General features: G+C 37.0%; 9 protein-coding genes and 1 pseudogene. 8 read left to right on the forward strand and 2 right to left on the reverse strand.

Features of this window, described 5'->3' with window-relative positions; genetic code table 11:
• Positions 1-53 precede the first annotated feature (53 nt).
• The 3 genes and pseudogenes from QFZ31_RS02640 (at position 54) to QFZ31_RS02650 (ending at position 2,485) form a co-directional block, all read left to right on the forward strand.
• A pseudogene (locus QFZ31_RS02640) lies at positions 54-1,018 on the forward strand (NAD-dependent epimerase/dehydratase family protein).
• Positions 1,019-1,213: 195 nt separating this feature from the next.
• Positions 1,214-1,618 carry a WxcM-like domain-containing protein gene (locus tag QFZ31_RS02645; protein ID WP_307300676.1) on the forward strand — a complete coding sequence of 135 codons (405 nt, stop codon included), beginning with the start codon at positions 1,214-1,216 and terminating at the stop codon, positions 1,616-1,618.
• Between the two features lie 75 nt (positions 1,619-1,693).
• On the forward strand, positions 1,694-2,485 hold the full coding sequence (locus QFZ31_RS02650; RefSeq protein ID WP_307300677.1) for a hypothetical protein: 792 nt from the start codon (positions 1,694-1,696) through the stop codon (positions 2,483-2,485).
• Positions 2,486-2,659: 174 nt separating this feature from the next.
• On the opposite strand, the gene QFZ31_RS02655 is transcribed toward QFZ31_RS02650, so the two are convergent.
• Both QFZ31_RS02655 and QFZ31_RS02660 read right to left on the reverse strand, forming a co-directional pair.
• Positions 2,660-3,361 (reverse strand): AIM24 family protein, encoded by a 702-nt coding sequence (locus QFZ31_RS02655; RefSeq protein ID WP_307300678.1) that lies wholly within the window; start codon positions 3,359-3,361, stop codon positions 2,660-2,662.
• Between the two features lie 158 nt (positions 3,362-3,519).
• Positions 3,520-3,753, reverse strand: coding sequence for a hypothetical protein (locus QFZ31_RS02660; RefSeq protein WP_373459815.1), 234 nt, complete (start codon positions 3,751-3,753; stop codon positions 3,520-3,522).
• Positions 3,754-3,937: 184 nt separating this feature from the next.
• On the opposite strand from QFZ31_RS02660, the gene QFZ31_RS02665 reads away from it, so the two are divergent.
• The 5 genes from QFZ31_RS02665 (at position 3,938) to QFZ31_RS02685 (ending at position 16,527) form a co-directional block, all read left to right on the forward strand.
• On the forward strand, positions 3,938-4,690 hold the full coding sequence (locus QFZ31_RS02665) for a hypothetical protein (RefSeq protein ID WP_307300679.1): 753 nt from the start codon (positions 3,938-3,940) through the stop codon (positions 4,688-4,690).
• 216 nt (positions 4,691-4,906) lie between these two features.
• A complete protein-coding gene (locus tag QFZ31_RS02670) occupies positions 4,907-7,117 on the forward strand; it encodes a vWA domain-containing protein (protein ID WP_307300681.1) in 2,211 nt (736 codons plus the stop codon).
• A 25-nt stretch (positions 7,118-7,142) separates the two neighbouring features.
• Positions 7,143-10,502: a tubulin-like doman-containing protein gene (locus QFZ31_RS02675; protein ID WP_307300682.1), complete on the forward strand. Its 3,360-nt coding sequence runs from the start codon at positions 7,143-7,145 to the stop codon at positions 10,500-10,502.
• Positions 10,503-10,528: 26 nt separating this feature from the next.
• Complete coding sequence (locus QFZ31_RS02680; protein WP_307300683.1) at positions 10,529-12,697, forward strand: hypothetical protein; 2,169 nt, start codon at positions 10,529-10,531, stop codon at positions 12,695-12,697.
• On the forward strand, positions 12,694-16,527 hold the full coding sequence (locus QFZ31_RS02685) for a hypothetical protein (protein WP_307300684.1): 3,834 nt from the start codon (positions 12,694-12,696) through the stop codon (positions 16,525-16,527). The genes QFZ31_RS02680 and QFZ31_RS02685 overlap by 4 nt, the downstream gene beginning before the upstream one ends.
• The last annotated feature ends 81 nt before the right edge of the window (positions 16,528-16,608 follow it).

The following is a 16,608-nucleotide window of genomic DNA, read 5'->3' on the forward strand; positions in this document are numbered from 1 at the left end:
TACCAGGGATTTTATGTCTTGGATATACAACATGCCTAGGTATGGAGGTTAAGATGGAAACAAATTTTAAAAATCAAAGGGTTTTAATCACAGGGGCAAATGGTTTTATAGGATCTCATATGGTTGAAAGAATGGTAAAAGAACAGGCGCAAGTTTCTGTTTTTGTTAGGGATTCCTCCGACTTATGGAGACTGGATGAAGTTAAAAAGGATTTAGACATCTATAGAACAGATTTAGGAATTTGGAGTTGGTCAATAAAAACGTAATGCAAATAAAACCAGACTTTATTTTCCATTGTGGTGCATATGGCGTTGATGGAAGACAAAAGGATTTTTTTGTGGCTGCGGGTGCCAATATTAATGGAACCATGAATCTGATCCATTCACTGAAAGATATTGGCTGTAAAAAGTTTATTAATGTTGGAACGAGTATGGAGTATGGCAATAAACAGGAACTCATTAAAGAGGAGTCTTTTTTAGAGCCAGTAAGTATCTATGGGAGTACAAAAGCCTCAGCCTCCATCATGGCCCACCAAATGGCAGGAAACTATGATATTGATTTAGTTACACTAAGACCTTTTGGAGTTTTTGGAGAAAAAGAAGGCTCCCATAAGTTCTTTCCTTACGTCATTTTATCAATGCTAGAGGGTAAACAAGTAAACTTAACCCCTTGTGAACAATATCGGGATTATTGTTATATTGAAAATGTCATTAACGGATTTGTTTTAGCCACTCAAAACAATGCCATCAAAAATGAGATTTTTAATATTGCAAGTGGTGAAATTCACAAACTTAAATTTTACGTGGATATTATTAAAAATGAAATGAAACCTGTGAACCTACCAAATTATGGGGCAATACCCTATAGAGAAAATGAAGTTTGGAGACAACAACCGGATATTTCAAAGATTAGAAATCATTTGAAGTGGGAGCCAAAGATAAGTCTTCAAGAAGGGATTGCTAAAACAGTATCATGGTATAAGGAGAATAAACATATGTTCATAGGAACGACGAGGTGACACAGCAAAGGTAATGGGTGTTGATGCAGTAGCAATTAATAATACAAATGAAATTTCCTCAAAATGATTCCCTCAACTATTCTATTAATTACCAAATTACGCTTAAAGTTGCTGAGGCTGCAATACTTTTTACTCCGTGTCCAATATATCGGAGTTGGTCTTGCTCAAATTTGCAATAAATAAAGGGATGATAATATGGAGAATTGGTATGAATTGATTCACTTTCAAACTTTTGGAGATAAACGCGGAAGCCTTAAGAAGTTGTTAATGATAAGTCAACTTAAAGACGTTGAAAAAATTGAAGAGATATACGTTCTCTTTTCTAATCAGGGAAGTGTCAGGGGAAATCACTATCATAAGGAAACATTAGAATATTTTTCTGTAATAAGCGGTAAAGCGAGAGTGGCATTAAAGAATTTGAATACAGGTGCCTTTGAAGAAATCATCATATCAGCAAATAATAATGTTATCCTCAAAGTTCCACCCTACGTAGTGCATGCTTTTAAAAATGAAGAAGAGGAACCGTTTATTATGCTTGCTATATCCTCAAAAGAATACAATAAAAATGATACTGATACATTCCCAATGACAATCATTTAATTTATATAGATGGATACGGTTTTCAGAAACTATCCGGTATTTGGAAAATATGGAAAAAGGGAATGTGATAAAAATATGAAGAAAATTTGCTTTGCAATCCTTGTTCATGAAAATAGAGAAGTGATTCAAGACCAAATCGAGAACATCCGTTACTTTTGTCCAAACTCTTCTATTGTCTTTTTTCAAAGTGGTAATGACGATAATTTATGTAAGGGACTTGGTTATCCTATTTGCCCAACTTCACATCCAATGAAATATGGAAGAACATATGGCTGGTTCTTTTTCAATATCATGGAATGGCTTGAAAATACGGGTTATGAATATGACTACTTAATCAATTTAGATTCAGATTCTCTCTTTGCAAAAAAGGGGTTTGAGGAATTTATTATCTCGGAAATGAACGAATTTGATTATATGGCTGCACATTATGGAATGGCAACAGAACATTGGTTTCCCGGGAATACAATGAAAAAGGTTTGGCATTTATGGCAGCCAATATTTAATATGGATTATTTTTATGGTTGTTTTGGCTCACAAGTTTTTAGTCGGAAGTTTGTTAAGCAGATACTTTCCTTTAACAAATTGGAAGAGATGAAAAGGATTATGAAACAAACTGAAGATGATGTATTGGCTTTAGAGGAAATGTTATTTGCAACTTTAGCAAAAACTCTAGTTGTAAAATCAAAACCTTATCCTGCTAATATTGGTAAATGGATGCGTGATAGACCAAAGTATAGGAGAAGAGAACTTATAAATGCTGTTAAAAATAATGAGCAATGCTATTTGTTACATCCTGTCAATAGATTTATGAATGATCCTGCTAGGACTTTTATAAGAAGTATGGTTCATTCCGGAAAAAAAGAGTAGATATATAATAGGATTAACCAGGCGGAATCATCCATAGAATACTAGTAGAAAACAAGATTTAAGGAAAAATAAAATTTGTATGCCTATGGAGGTTAGCCTTCCATAGGCTTATTATTTTCATTCTTAACATGGAAAAGTCCTCCATACGTAAAAACAGGAGGACTAATCATATTTTTATGTAATATTTTGCTTGGACTTCATGTAGACCTCTTCAAAAGGCTGAATCACCACAAAGCCGTCACCTTCAAATTTCATTTGAATCGACTCACCGCTGCCTCTTCCTAGCAATGTTTTTAACGTAATATCCGTTTGAAAGGTTGGCATCAGATTACCAGACCAGGCGACGGTTGCATTTGGATCCGTAATGACAGGGTTTCCTGGTGTTACTCTTAATGTGATTGGTTCATAATGCGCCGTAAAGGCAATCATCCCAGTTCCTTGACAGCGAACGTTGAATAACCCACCAGCAAGCATTCCAGCAATTTTTTTCATTAATTTAATTTCCCATTTAATACTAGGTTCAAAGGCTAATAGATCGTTCCCGTTAATATAAATAGAATCATTACTTAAATTGAGGATAATAATTTTCTTTCCGCTATCCGCAAGATATAATTTTCCTCTCCCATTGGCCTTCATTAAAGAAGCGCCTTCTCCCGTAAATGCCTTTTTTAATGCAGTCCCGAGACCATGCTCTAATATTCCTTCACGGACAAACTTGATTTCACCGTGATACGCAACCATGGATCCCGCCTTTGCCCAAACCTGTCCGTCTAAGTTTACCTCCAACATCCGTGGCGTCTCCAATTCAAAAAAACCTTCGCCTTTATCTTTCTGCTCTGTTTGTTTAATGAATTCTTCAATCGAATATCTACTCATTATTCCCACATCCTTCCATTCTTTTATTATGTAGCTCTTCTTGCTGTGTTTCAATATTTTTATAAAAGAAAACCCACTATATTGATCCTAATCGGACCTGATAGTGGGCTGGATATTATTCTGCTAAATTGATTTCTAGAATGTTTGCTCCTCCTAATTCATTGTCTCTTTTTAACTAGAATGGAGTGGGCATTACCGACTTTTTCTTCTAGATAACTCAAAGAAAAATTACCGGAAGGGTCGGTTAAATCACCAACGGCACGTGAGAGGTTATCAATTACCATTGTTAGGAGTTCTGGCGGCATTTGCACATTTCTAAGATTTACCTCATCCATAATTTCATGAGCTTGCCTTTGAATTTTTCGTAAACGTAAACTCTCAGATGTCATCATCTAAATGTCCTCCTTTATTATCATCTGCCAAAAATATATGTAGCAGAAAAAGATTCTTGACAACAATTTAACTATTCAAATAATTTAGGACCTAAATTAGAAAATATGATTGACATTGATAATCATTATCAATTATTATCGGATTAACTACGTTGAACAAATACATTTAGGGGGAGGTTTGTCCATGAATCAAATACAGGCTATCACAGAGGATAACTTAAAAGACTTCATCACATGTCCTTACAAATTTTATTTTGAGTACTACGAAAAGAGAAAGCGTTCTATCAACTGGAGACAGGTAGTGCAACATGTGGTAAATAAGGTGGTTTATACTTTTTATAAACTTCCTTCTGAACACCGACATTCAGGAAAAGTGCTAAGACTTGTGGATAAATATTGGAGTAATGTAGCTCCACACCTATTTGAATCTAGGATTCAATATTATTTGGTAATTGCCAAAATAACAGATAATCTAATTCAACATATACAGGCAGAATCCAAGGAATCTCCACCTTTGTTTTTGTTTGAAAAACTAAATACATATATTGAAGAGCTGGATGTCGACTTATCCTTAACATTTGATGTTGCCGAGTGGTCTGATTCCTCTTTTGTGATAAAGAAGTACTTAGTCGACGCAACACCAGAAATGTTAACGCTCTACTATCATCTGTCGATTGTTTTTTCTGAAAAGGTATTTAAAAGAACCCCGAAGAGAGTAGAAGTCATTACGCTGCTCGACGGAAAGAAGCATGTCTTCACACCGACCCCTGAAGATTTACAGGAAGGTCTTAACTATCTACAAGTCATGAAATATTCCATTGAGGATCCTACTAACTACTTTAAGACAAGCAATGTTCATGAATGCAATTTATGTCCGTTTGTTAAGGACTGTGATCACGATACTCAAGAATTTAGCCCCAAAAAATACTTGTCATAATCGATATTGAAATATGTAAACTCCCACTCGGTTGAAGGGGAGTTTTTTGTTAACCTCGATGCTAGATTTTAAGCAGAGATCCCATGATATGTACAGGTTTTTAGCTAAACTTTTACAATTGGGTCATGCGTTATAAATGTTTTGAATAGGATAGGAGTAATTATTCGAAAAGGGGTATTTTACGGTGTTCGCTCGTTTGTGAAAGGAGTTCAAAGAATGATAGCTAAGTATAAACACCTTGTAATCATGCACGTCTTGGTTATTTTTTTCTTTAGCATTTTCGCTTCAACAGCGGGAGCGAAAACTCATTCCACTATTCCTAAAAATAAAATTGTTGCTCTTGTATATGATGATTCTGGCAGTATGTGGGAACAGTCTGGAAATGTTCCGATTGATAATTGGAAGTATGCGAATTACGCTCTTCAAAGCTTTGTTTCTCTTTTAGAAAAACAAGATCAGTTAAGAGTTGTTTCTATGAGCTCACCGACCATACCGGAGCCGATTGAATTAGATGAAAGACTTCGACAGCATGAAATTGATCAAATTCGAACCTGGACCGGGAAAAGAAATACTCCGCTAGAATCTTTACAAACCGCGATTAATGAATTGGATAAAGCTGTGGACAGCAATAAAAACTCTGATTTCTGGTTAATCGTTCTTACCGATGGGATTTTTAATGAACTTAACGATCTTGAACAAAAGCTTTCAGCCGCACAAATTGAAGAGAACAAGAATACCCTTTTTACTAGTTTGAGGGTACTAAAGGAGAAAATGGACCAAAACGGTGCTAGTTTTCACAGTACCTTGATTCCCATTGAATCCTATTTGAGCACAGAAGAGCTAGAGATTATGGCTGATTTTAAACGACAATGGACCGAAAGTTCAGCTGGAAATGTGCTAGTGAGCAATGGAGAGCAAGATATCATACAACGCATTAACGAGGTTGCAGCTCTCATGACCAATCGAGATCCGAGTGAAGAGGAGAAGTTTGATATACACCCTGTTTGGGACGGCAATCAATTAGTCTTAGAGTCTCCATTTCCATTAAGGAGAATTACTCTCATTGAACAGTCCGCTGAAGAGAATGCTTCCTTTAAGGAATTTTATATAAACAACCAACGCATTGAACAAGGAATGGAGGGTCCCTACAAAGTATTTACACCCGATGACCCAGCAAAATTACATCCGCCCATACAAGGAACTTTCACGCATTTTAAAAATGTGAATGGTGATGGCGTTGTCGACAGAGGGACATATAAAATTGTTTTCGAAAAGCCACTATTGGAAGAACAACAAGAGTCTATCAAGATATTAGCAGAACCAGCGATTGATTTTAGAGTGAATTTTAAAAAAGCCACGGGTGAAGAGAATCCTGAATTTTTCTTTGTAGGCAGTAAGATGGTGCTAGAAACCACACTATTGAAGAGTGAAAGTAATGATGAAGAAATCGATTTACGTGCTATTGACGTAAAAAGTTTGTTTGAAGTAGAAGCTGAAATTGACGGGGAGAAGCTTCCCCTTAAATATGATCCTAAGATTAATAAGTTCATCGGGGATTTCGCGTTACCTCAAAAGGAAAAAATTTCTGTCAATGTAAAAATCAATATTAAGGGATTCTATCAAAAAGTAAAGGAATCAAGCATTCAAATTAACCCAACGCGAAAGTTGAGCCTAGTGGCAAATACTGATACCTGGAGTTCATCGTTAGATAAGTTAAACGACGCAGCTCCCTTTGTGATTACTCCTATGGTCAACGGGGAGGAAATGACATCGGAAGAGCTTAAAAAGGTTTTTAAGCAACTAAAAATAGAAACCCCCAGCCATATAAAAATTGAAAAAGAACAAAAAGGGAATCAAATTCTTATTTACCCTAAGAGTTTAACGCCGATCTTCCGAACATCGGTAGGTGACGTACCCCTTCACGTTACCCTACCCGGTCAGTACCCTAATGAAATAGCGGAAGAGACTTTTACACTAAACATTGAGGATATATCACTCTTTAAGAAATATGGAAAGGATGCTATAAAAGCGTTAATCTGGCTTGCCATCCTTGTATATATCATTGGAATCATTATAAAACCAAGGTTTGACAAAAACCACATTTCACTAGAATACAAGCAAAGTAGGAAAAGAGAGAGGCTTCGGGATGCACGTGGAATGACAGAAAACTTCTATACGAATTGGGTTAACAGATGGCTTGTGCCCTATTTGGCGGAAAAAAAGAGTATTGGCGATTTAACATTTAAGGCTGATCGAAAAAAGGACCGCGTTTGGCTCGTGAAAGAATCACAGGACCCAAACCTGATTGTGAGACATGAAAAGCTTGAGGGAAGAAGTAAAAAGGCAGACTTACAGATTTATCATAACGATGAGATTCAAATTGAGAGAAGTAATGACTATTCAATTTATATATTTAAATCCCATTAAAAGTACTTTAAGAGGTGGTAACTAGATGAGCTTTAATGTTCCAACGATATTAATTGGTCTAGGCGGAATAGGGAGTAATATTGCGAATATGGTATATGGCCGTGTTCCCCTCGAGCAGCGGGGAAGAGTTGCGATCCACGCGTTTGATACTGATGCCAATAGCATTTCAAAATTAGAACACTTAAGAAACAGTGCTACACAAACAAGCACAAGCCATTCCGTTAATGAATATCTTCAAGCGAATCCAGAAGTATTAAAATGGTTTCCAAATAATCCTCAAATAAAACGGAAAACGATGACAGATGGAGCCGGCCAAGTTCGGGCAGTATCGAGACTTGCTTTTCGGTCAGCGATGTCACAAGGGAAATTAAATGCGATGTGGGATGGAATTGAAAGAATTTTTCCTGTCGACAGCCATGCTGAGTCGTATAATGTCCGAGTGATTATTATTAGTTCCTTAGTTGGCGGCACTGGTTCAGGGATTTTTCTGCAAATCGCTCTCTATCTGCGTGAAATGCTGGAGAGAAAGCTAAACTCTGAAAGCGTTCTGATTCGCGGCGTTTTTTTACTACCGGATATATTAGTAAGAAGTAATACGGTTGACCAAACGGAGTGGGAAGCAGTCCAAGGGAATGGGTATGCCAGCTTAAAAGAATTGAATGCCATAAGCTTGAGCGCATCGGGTAATCATAAACAAAATGTGACGATTGAGCTCGAGTATCGGCCGAATCAAATTGATTTAGAGGGCAGGACAGCACATGCGATTACAGATAAACATCTTCCTTATGATTTTTGCTTTCTATTTGATTATGAAAATACAAAAGGGCAGCATTTGACGAACGTTTCGGAGTATATAGACCAGGTGGCACGATCTGTTTATCTCCAACTCTTTAGCCCGATTTCAGCTAGAAGCTTTTCACAGGAGGATAACCAAATAAGAAGTTTGGTCGAATCAAACGGGCAGGCACGGTACTGTGGTGCTGGAGTTGCTTCCTTAACGTATCCATATGAAGAGATTGTTGACTATTGTGCACTAAAATGGTCCATTAGCGGCTTAGATGGCTCTTGGCTCCGATTAGATAAGTTATTTAATGATGAAAAAAAGAGACATGACGATGACTTAAGAAACGGAATTCATAATGAAAAACCAAAGATTAGAGAGCTTTATGTTAAGTACTTTGAGCAGATTGTGAATGACCAAGAAAAACCAAACCCTTTTTTCCGTCAGCTTGATTACCAAGTTCATGAAATCGAGGATAAGGGTAAAAAAGGCGCTTCGAAAGCCGATATATTCTTATCTGAGGTAGAGGAATATGCAAAAAAAGTGCTGAAAGATGATGTGGAATTAAAAGAGGATTATGAAGATCATTGTGTGCTTGATGGAGGAAAACTGAAAATAAAAGATCGAGCGAAACAAGAAATTAATCGAATGGAATCCGCCCTAGAAGACTATGCCAAAGAAATTAACAAGAAAATTAATGAATACAGTCATTTTATTGTTTATCAGATAATTGATGCAGATTATCATTCGCCGAATGGCGCAAATGGCAGCCGGTTCCAGCTTAATACTTGGATTTTGAAAAAAGATTCACCTATTCATCCTGTTGGGGTGCGATATCTGCTCTACAGTATTCACAATAAACTTATTAAGAAGATTTCCCATTTAAAAGAAGAGAATCGGAGATTTAAAGAACAGATTGAACGCTATCAAGACATTTATGATTTAGACCGCAATGACGGTGATGTAGATGATGCGGTTCGACGTGTGGATAAAGCATTAAAACAAGGCTTTGTTTCCAGTGTGTTTCGAAATCAATTTAAAGATTTTATTGATGAGTATACGGAAAAGGCATCTCATCAGCTGAGTACCCTTAATCGCTATAAATATTCCATGTTATTAGAGCTAGTCTTTTCTGCTCTCAATCAATCCATCAAGGAAATGATCGAGGATTGGCAAAGGTTCTTTGATCATTTAATTGAAACAAGAGAAACGCTCTTGTTGGAAATAAATCAATTAGCAAGGAAGTTTGATGGCGTGAGCGATCCGACGAAAAGGTATGTTCTAGCCAACAAGGAAATGCTGGAGCAAACGTGGGAGCGGATACGTCAATCGGTTGATCATGGCTTCTTGCCAGATAGTATCTCTCAGAAGATTTATCAAAGTCTCTATAACCGGTTTATCGAGCGGAAAACGAATCGAGGGGCAGAGGAGTTTTATAAAGAAACCAAGGTTGAAGTGTTTTTTAGAGAGAATGTTTTAAACTTTTGCCGGAACGAATTGGCGAGTAAGCATCATGATAAACTAGATTTAACCATCACCCAGGCGCTCAGAATAGAAGCCAGTCGGTTAGGGATTGACCCAGATGATTATCTATATAAAAGAATGAAGGCAATAGAAGAACTGGCACAACCATATGTTCCGATTACAAATGAGTATCGAAGTTTAAAATACTGGGGACTCCATACGGAAAGTTTTAACCTGCTCTCGGAACAGTTGCAAAATGAGTTGTTTAACGAGAAGCAAATTGTGGATGATGCCTTTAAGCGAAATGAAATTGTTTGTTATCGTGCCCATTACGGATTATCTGTCAGTGACTTTACCAAATTTTCTTCTGGAAAAAATGGAAAGCCACCAGGTGTTTATTATGAGGCCTATCATCGCTTAGTGAGTAAGCTAAATGAGGATGAAAATCGTACAATTACCCCGCATTTGGACCGAAATTGGCATCTTCCTGCGTATATGCCAGACTTAAATCCAGAACGCGCTGAACTTGAAACGAATCGGACGGACCGTGCACTATTGCTCGGGGTAATCTATGGCTGGCTTCAGTTAGTCAACTCTGACGGAAAGAGAGTCTATCAATATAGTGGAAATCAAGGCACAAAATTATTACTGAAATTTGGAGAAAAGGTGGAAGAAGATACCTTCAATCTTCATGAAGCATTACCACATAATCCTGTTATCTATGATGAAATTTTAGAAAGATTCCAAGAAACACAAGAAACCCAAATCAGAAATAACCGAGATATTCATGAACATGATTTTATTAGGGGGGCCGTTGAAATTTCGAAAGTTAGAAAAGATGGAATTCGTAATATCCTAGATTTAGTGTTGGCGTATGACCAAGAATTTATCTCCAATCCTTCCTTAACGGAGCGGGCCGATCGTTTACGACAATGTCTGTTAACAGAGATTTGTGAGTACTTCAAAAAAGTAAAGAGAACGGAGTCGGCAAAACGTGGTGCGGCAAATTTGATTTACCAACTTTGGAAGGAATCTGAGGTCAGACAAAGAACTCCACAGGATTCAGAAGAGTACCACAAGTGGTTGAATGATATTAATAATAAACTGAACTCACTTAATCAAGAGCGAGTTTTAGTATAGCTTGTTTAAAAAAGGAGTGATCTTTGATGCACTCAATCGTGATTCATTTTGGCAAAAAGTATGAGGATTGGAATTTAGTTGAGCCATTCTTTTACAAGCTGCAGAGTTGTAATGAATTAACTTTTTACTGGGAGGAGGAGGCCCCGGCCTCTAATCCTCTCTTTTTATCATTAGTCGATCGAATGATTGAACATCTTGACCGTCAGCGAATAAAGGATTGGCAGTTGATTATTCTTTTGAATTTAGATGATGAGCTAAATAGAAGGTTACGACTCACAACGCATCTCTCGGAAATAAGAAAAGACCTGCTAGAACCTCTAAAGGACAAGGGATTCTATCCATCTCAAAGCACTTTACATTTAATTGATAAAATCAAGAGAACTTCTAATTATGCGCCAATAGAAGAAGGGTTAAAACGGTACTGGGAACTTGACCATTATGGCTATCTTATGAAAAGCCCTGGGTGGCCAATAGTGGGTAATGCCTTCATCGAGGAGGAAATTAAACAGCTTGATGAAGAATGGGGGGAACCCATTCAGCTTCAAGATATAATCTTAGATCAACCTGGTGCAGAATTTATGGAGGCTTTAGAGATGAAATGTGAGCGGGTCAAGACCTGCCTAGCTAAGAAGATAGACAAAAAGAAGGATTATTTGTTGTTACGTGGAGAGAAGCCAAGTCATGATGAATGGATGACTGAGGATCAATTAAATATCGTTATGGAAGATTTCGAGAAAAAGATTAAGCAAATATGTACGCTGCCGTTAACTCCTTCTTTAACAAACTTTACTCCATCAGGAGAACTCTCAAGCAGTTTAAAGTACCATGTTGGTATCCAAAGTGAAATCGGTGATATTCGCCTTATTCGTCAGGAAATCGTTCAAAGTTCTCATCGGGAAAGAATGAGAGGTTATTTGGAACTCACCTATTTTCTTCTCACGATTAGCCAACATCCAAAACTAATTGAAAGGTTGGAAAAGGGAAGTACCAGTGTGATACAAATTTCGTTAGAAACTGATAGGCTGGAAACATTAATCAATCATTATTTTATGAGCTTGTTGAAGGCGAAAAGGCAATTAGAGGATCAATTATTACTCCAAAATCAGTTTCATACGAATCGATTTCGAGATGATGATTTTTCTCCTTATACGGCAGCAAGTATTGAAAAAAGAAGAGATGTTAATCACCCACTATTGAAGAGCACAAAGCTTAACTATCAATTCTTTGACCACTGGCAGGATCAGCTTTATAAAGCTGAAACCATTCTCATTGATCGCGAAAATGAACTGCTAAAAAATTCAAGAGAAGCGATAAAAAAATTGCACCTTGTAAAAAGAAGAAATGACATTTTGGAAGAGGAAGAATTGATTGACATAAATGACTATAAACAGGACATTCTCCAAAAAATTAGTGTTGTGGAAAGGGATGTCATCCATTCTGCTCCTGGGACATCGGAAGCACTTTCAAAGTGGAAAAATTTAGTGACGAAAGCGAAAAACCAAATGCATTTTCACCTGCAGCTACTCCCAAACCAGCATCAGTTCCTGATGATGAGTTTCCTGATTATTATGATCCTGTTCATTCCTTTTCTGCAAATGTCGGGTTCAACTGAATCTACTAAGGTAACAGCCTATTTTTATGGTATTGGTTTGGTTGTCACCCTCCTTGTGACGTATATTGGGTACTACTTTACCAGACATATATCCCATCAACACATATGGAAATTTCAAGAAAAAACCTATGAATATACCGAGAATATTTATCAAATGCAAGTCGATGCCCAGCACTGCTATAATGACTACTTAAACCATTTATTTAAGCTATTCTCGTTACGTAAATATCTCGAAAAATTATCCTTAATCGGTGAAGAAAAGAAGGAACAGAATCTTCTTTACCGCTACCACCTTATTAAATTAGACGAATTCGTCCAGATGACAAATCGATTGCTTCATATCCTTCAGATAAATAAAGAATCATTTTCTTCTAAACAAGAAATACGGGTGCCAGGTATTAAATTTGAAAAAGGTATCATCGAGAATCCTATCTATTCTCCGTTTCAACAGCTAGGGGTACAGGGATCAAACGGACATGGTATTGAAGTGTATCTCGGTAGTGCGATCGAACAATACCAATCAGCCTACTTGAATGAACTCGAGCAAATTCGAATCCAAGAAGATAAGGTGTATAAACTATGAACTTATACCTTGAACTGTTAGGAAGTTTCGTTGTTTTATGTCTTAGTATCATTCTTCTCTATACGGCAAATTTTCCTCAGAATCAACGTTATAAACAACTTTACCTACCACTAGTGACTTTATTTATTTGTTTATCCTGGCTGCTTTTGGATAAGTGGCTTACGGGTATATACCAAGAATTTCTTAATGAAAGAATGCCATCTCTATTGTCGAATATCCAATTGCTTATAAATATAACGATTTTGGTCTTGGTATTGACTGTTAAATGGTGTTGGAAAATCACAGGAAGTTTGCCTTCTAAGAATCTTGGAAATAATCGCATCTTGAAACCATTTGTGAAAATAGTAAATAAGGCTGCGTCTGTTCTCTATCCGAAAGAACTTGTGGAAAATTCGAAAACGAAGCTGTCGAAGCAGGGTACAGTTTCACTAGTATATTTTAAAAGCGGGGGAAGGATTTACTTGAAAAAGGAGTGGACCTATCTAGCTGCTTTTTTTAAGATTGCAGCGATTTTCCCACTACTTATACTAGTGCTTCTTATCATTGCCAATGTATACGAACTGACGATTAATCAGTATTTGCCGACATATCCTATTATTTCTTTTATTCTATTAATGGAGATTGCATGGTTTTTAAATGGTGAAAAGGTGCCTTATAGTGAAGGTATTATAGCGGGTAATGATGCCGTTTCAAAAAGATTAATAACCTATGAAGAATTATTTAATCAATACAAGGAATTATGGGAAGATCGACTGCTGGCTTCAGGGATTCTGAAAGAAGATGAACATTTTCATCAACGTAAAGATCATTTTTCCTATGAAAATATCTCTCCAGACTTGGAACATCAATTGATTATTGATTCGATTTGTGAGGAATTAAAGAAAAAGAACATCATCATCGATGAAAGCTATACGACGATGATGTCAGAAATCATTCAAGAACATGATGTAATGATTGAGGATGTTAATTACAATGATTTTTCCTCCTATTTCTTTCCGGCATTGTATCATTTGCTGGCTAAAAATAAGAAGATATTAATCATTGCACATAGCCAAGGTGCGGCAGCGGCAGCGGTGGACTGGGTGTCAAAGGGAATGAAAGAAGTATCAGGGGTGGACCAGTTATGGAAGATAAGCACCTTTTTAGATGCACTTGAACAAAACATGAATTCAGATGTATTGATTGTTTCACCCGAAACGTTGAAGGAGAAACGATTTTTGTACTACTTACGTCAGTTAGAAAAAACAAAACTGTTGGAAGGAATATTGTTGTTACATGCAGAGAAGCTGATTCCGGCTTATTCAACCATCATTCATACTTTTAACATAAATGTTAGGGAGCTGACTGGGAAAAAACCACAATACATCATATTAACAGAATGGTATGAAGGATTAGAACATACCGTACGTTCACTCTTGCAATGTGAGCCTAGAGATATCGTTTCACCGTCCAGTATAAGTCAAAATTTATTTTATATGGTTTGGAAAAATGAAGGTGAAAATTGGTTTCAACAAAATATCCTGCCAAAAATTTCGCATCGTCAATTAGAAGCGGAAGTGGTCTTAGCGATCCCTGCTTTACAGGCGAAAATTGACCCTGTTCACTTGATCAACCTGCGAAACACTAACGTTAAAGAAAGTATCCACGAAATCATGGATATGAAGAAGTCTTTATTTGACCTTGGGTTTGATTTAGAAACGCTAGATCATATGGTAAAAATGATTCAGGTCGAGGACAGTAACCTTTCGATTCCGATTGATGATTTTACACTTTTTCTGATTCGAGATGACCACTACAATTTAGTGAGGCGTTTAAATTTGTGGAAAGGAACTGGCAAAGTGGCTTCATTTGTTCACATCGTCAGCCCTCCATACTTACTTCGAGATTACTTAGCAGATCAGTTGGATTTCTATATGAGTACGAATCGGACCATAGCACCATTAGCTCCACGATTATCGCAATCACTTTGGAGCATTGCTTATACTCTATTAGAGCGATTATGTCATTTTTATATAATGAAAGAGGAAGTGGAAAGCTATTTAACAAGAGCAAAAATTAGCTCTTATCGCTCGGTTGTCGAGGGTGTTCACGAGCTGTTCTCTAACACCTTTGGTCCTAAATTAGCATACCGTTTTACGATTGAATCAGAAGAATTAGTAACCTTTGACCGTTTCAAAAAGGATTTTGTGAAGAAAACACGATACAGGATCCCGTATTCAGCTAAGGAAAAGATTTTACCAAAGGGGTTCCGTTTCTTCCAGATTAAGCATAACGATAAGTGTCTTTCTGAGATTCTTGAAGGACACCTCTATCAACAATACCTGCCTGGTCAATTCCATTCATTTAATGGCGAACAATATAAAATCCAAAAAGTTGATGTAGAGCATGGAATCGTGGAAGTCACCTATGAACACATTTTTAGGCAGAAATACTATCGTCCTATTTCTGAATTTAAGATAAGCAATATGGCAGAACAACGCAATTTCAAGAGGAATACTATTCTCTTGGAACAGTTTGAGGTCTGTATGGGGGCGGTACAGGCGGATGTAAGTGTTAAAACAAGCGGATATGTGGAAATGAGTGAAATGTCAAACTTAAAATCGATGAAATTGCATTCTTATCATCAAGATGAGCAAATCACCAGGAATTATGAAAACGGCCATCTTTTATGTTTAGAGATACATTCCAAAGAGGGTACATTTGAAAATGCCGCAAAAATCAAATTTACATTATCTCTCTTATTGAATGAGTTGTTTGTTTCTTTATTCCCAGATACACACCATTTTGTGAAGGTATGTGCTAGGTTGGATGAATTATTCTTTGACCAAACAGATTCACAGTCTAAACATCTAAAATGGATTACTCCTACCATCCAATTAGATGATGTCAATGAGGAAGAGGGGCAGATCTCGCTCTATATTATTGAGGATTCTCCTGTACACCTTGGCATGTTAGAAGCGATTAGTCATAATTGGGAACAAATCTTTGATATAGTAAACGACTATCTTTATTGGTTATTAAATGAAAGTAACGGAAATAGCGATTATCTGTATTTTGGTTACGGCCACTATCCTAAAGAATTGGCCTTAAGCGAAACTTTTGCGATTTTAGATACGTTGTTACCAAGGAAAAAATTAAGGGAAGTTCGATCAGGATATCTTGGACGTATGGTAAATGAAGAAATCGTAAATATCAACAGCAGTGAAACGCAATGCGTGTTCTGTGGCAGTATGGTGGCTGCAGCGCAAGTCATTCAACTCAATGATGGCAGACAAAGGTGCTTTGCTTGTAATGAGTCGGCCATTGACCATGTATTACGAGTGGAGCCACTTTATCGAGAAGTTCGTCAATTTTTTAAAGATGTATATTTAGTAAACTTACCTGAAGATATCGCGCTATACGTGTTAAGTCCAGCAGAAATTCATAAAACGGGCGGTTTACCTTTTATTTCAGAGGCAGGTAATCCACGATTAACCAGTAAATCCAGCCTGGATAGTGATGGTAATCTCAAGGTTCTTGTGGAAAATGGGTCACCGAGAACCCATACACTTTCCACCTTAGCCCACGAACTAACACATATTTGGCAATTTGAGAATTTACAAGTGGATCAGCTGCAAACGGAAGAACTTGAGGGATTTGCCTCATGGGTAGAAGTACACATGATGACCCAAATGGGAGAAGTACCGTACGCCAACATGCTAAAAGAACAACTAGAAAAAGGTCAAGACCCCTATGGCAGAGGATACCGACTTATCGAAGAGAAATTAGCCATTCTCCCATACAATGCAACCCCGTTTGACTTGTATGTACCTGATGAAGTTGAGATGTAATTAATAGAAAATAGCTTGGTGTGAAATTGTTCATACCAAGCTATTTTTTATTGATTAAGGAAACTGTGCGATAAAATGTTG

The sequence above is a fragment of the Neobacillus niacini genome, assembly GCF_030817595.1.
Lineage (GTDB): Bacteria > Bacillota > Bacilli > Bacillales > Cytobacillaceae > Neobacillus > Neobacillus niacini_G.

What these genes read in the sequence shown, in the direction of transcription:
- QFZ31_RS02645 (WP_307300676.1), top strand. Translation starts at nt 1,214, where the DNA reads ATGGAGAATTGGTATGAATTGATTCACTTTCAAACTTTTGGAGATAAA.
- QFZ31_RS02650 (WP_307300677.1), top strand. Translation starts at nt 1,694, where the DNA reads ATGAAGAAAATTTGCTTTGCAATCCTTGTTCATGAAAATAGAGAAGTG.
- QFZ31_RS02655 (WP_307300678.1), bottom strand. Translation starts at nt 3,361, where the DNA reads ATGAGTAGATATTCGATTGAAGAATTCATTAAACAAACAGAGCAGAAA.
- QFZ31_RS02660 (WP_373459815.1), bottom strand. Translation starts at nt 3,753, where the DNA reads ATGATGACATCTGAGAGTTTACGTTTACGAAAAATTCAAAGGCAAGCT.
- QFZ31_RS02665 (WP_307300679.1), top strand. Translation starts at nt 3,938, where the DNA reads ATGAATCAAATACAGGCTATCACAGAGGATAACTTAAAAGACTTCATC.
- QFZ31_RS02670 (WP_307300681.1), top strand. Translation starts at nt 4,907, where the DNA reads ATGATAGCTAAGTATAAACACCTTGTAATCATGCACGTCTTGGTTATT.
- QFZ31_RS02675 (WP_307300682.1), top strand. Translation starts at nt 7,143, where the DNA reads ATGAGCTTTAATGTTCCAACGATATTAATTGGTCTAGGCGGAATAGGG.
- QFZ31_RS02680 (WP_307300683.1), top strand. Translation starts at nt 10,529, where the DNA reads ATGCACTCAATCGTGATTCATTTTGGCAAAAAGTATGAGGATTGGAAT.
- QFZ31_RS02685 (WP_307300684.1), top strand. Translation starts at nt 12,694, where the DNA reads ATGAACTTATACCTTGAACTGTTAGGAAGTTTCGTTGTTTTATGTCTT.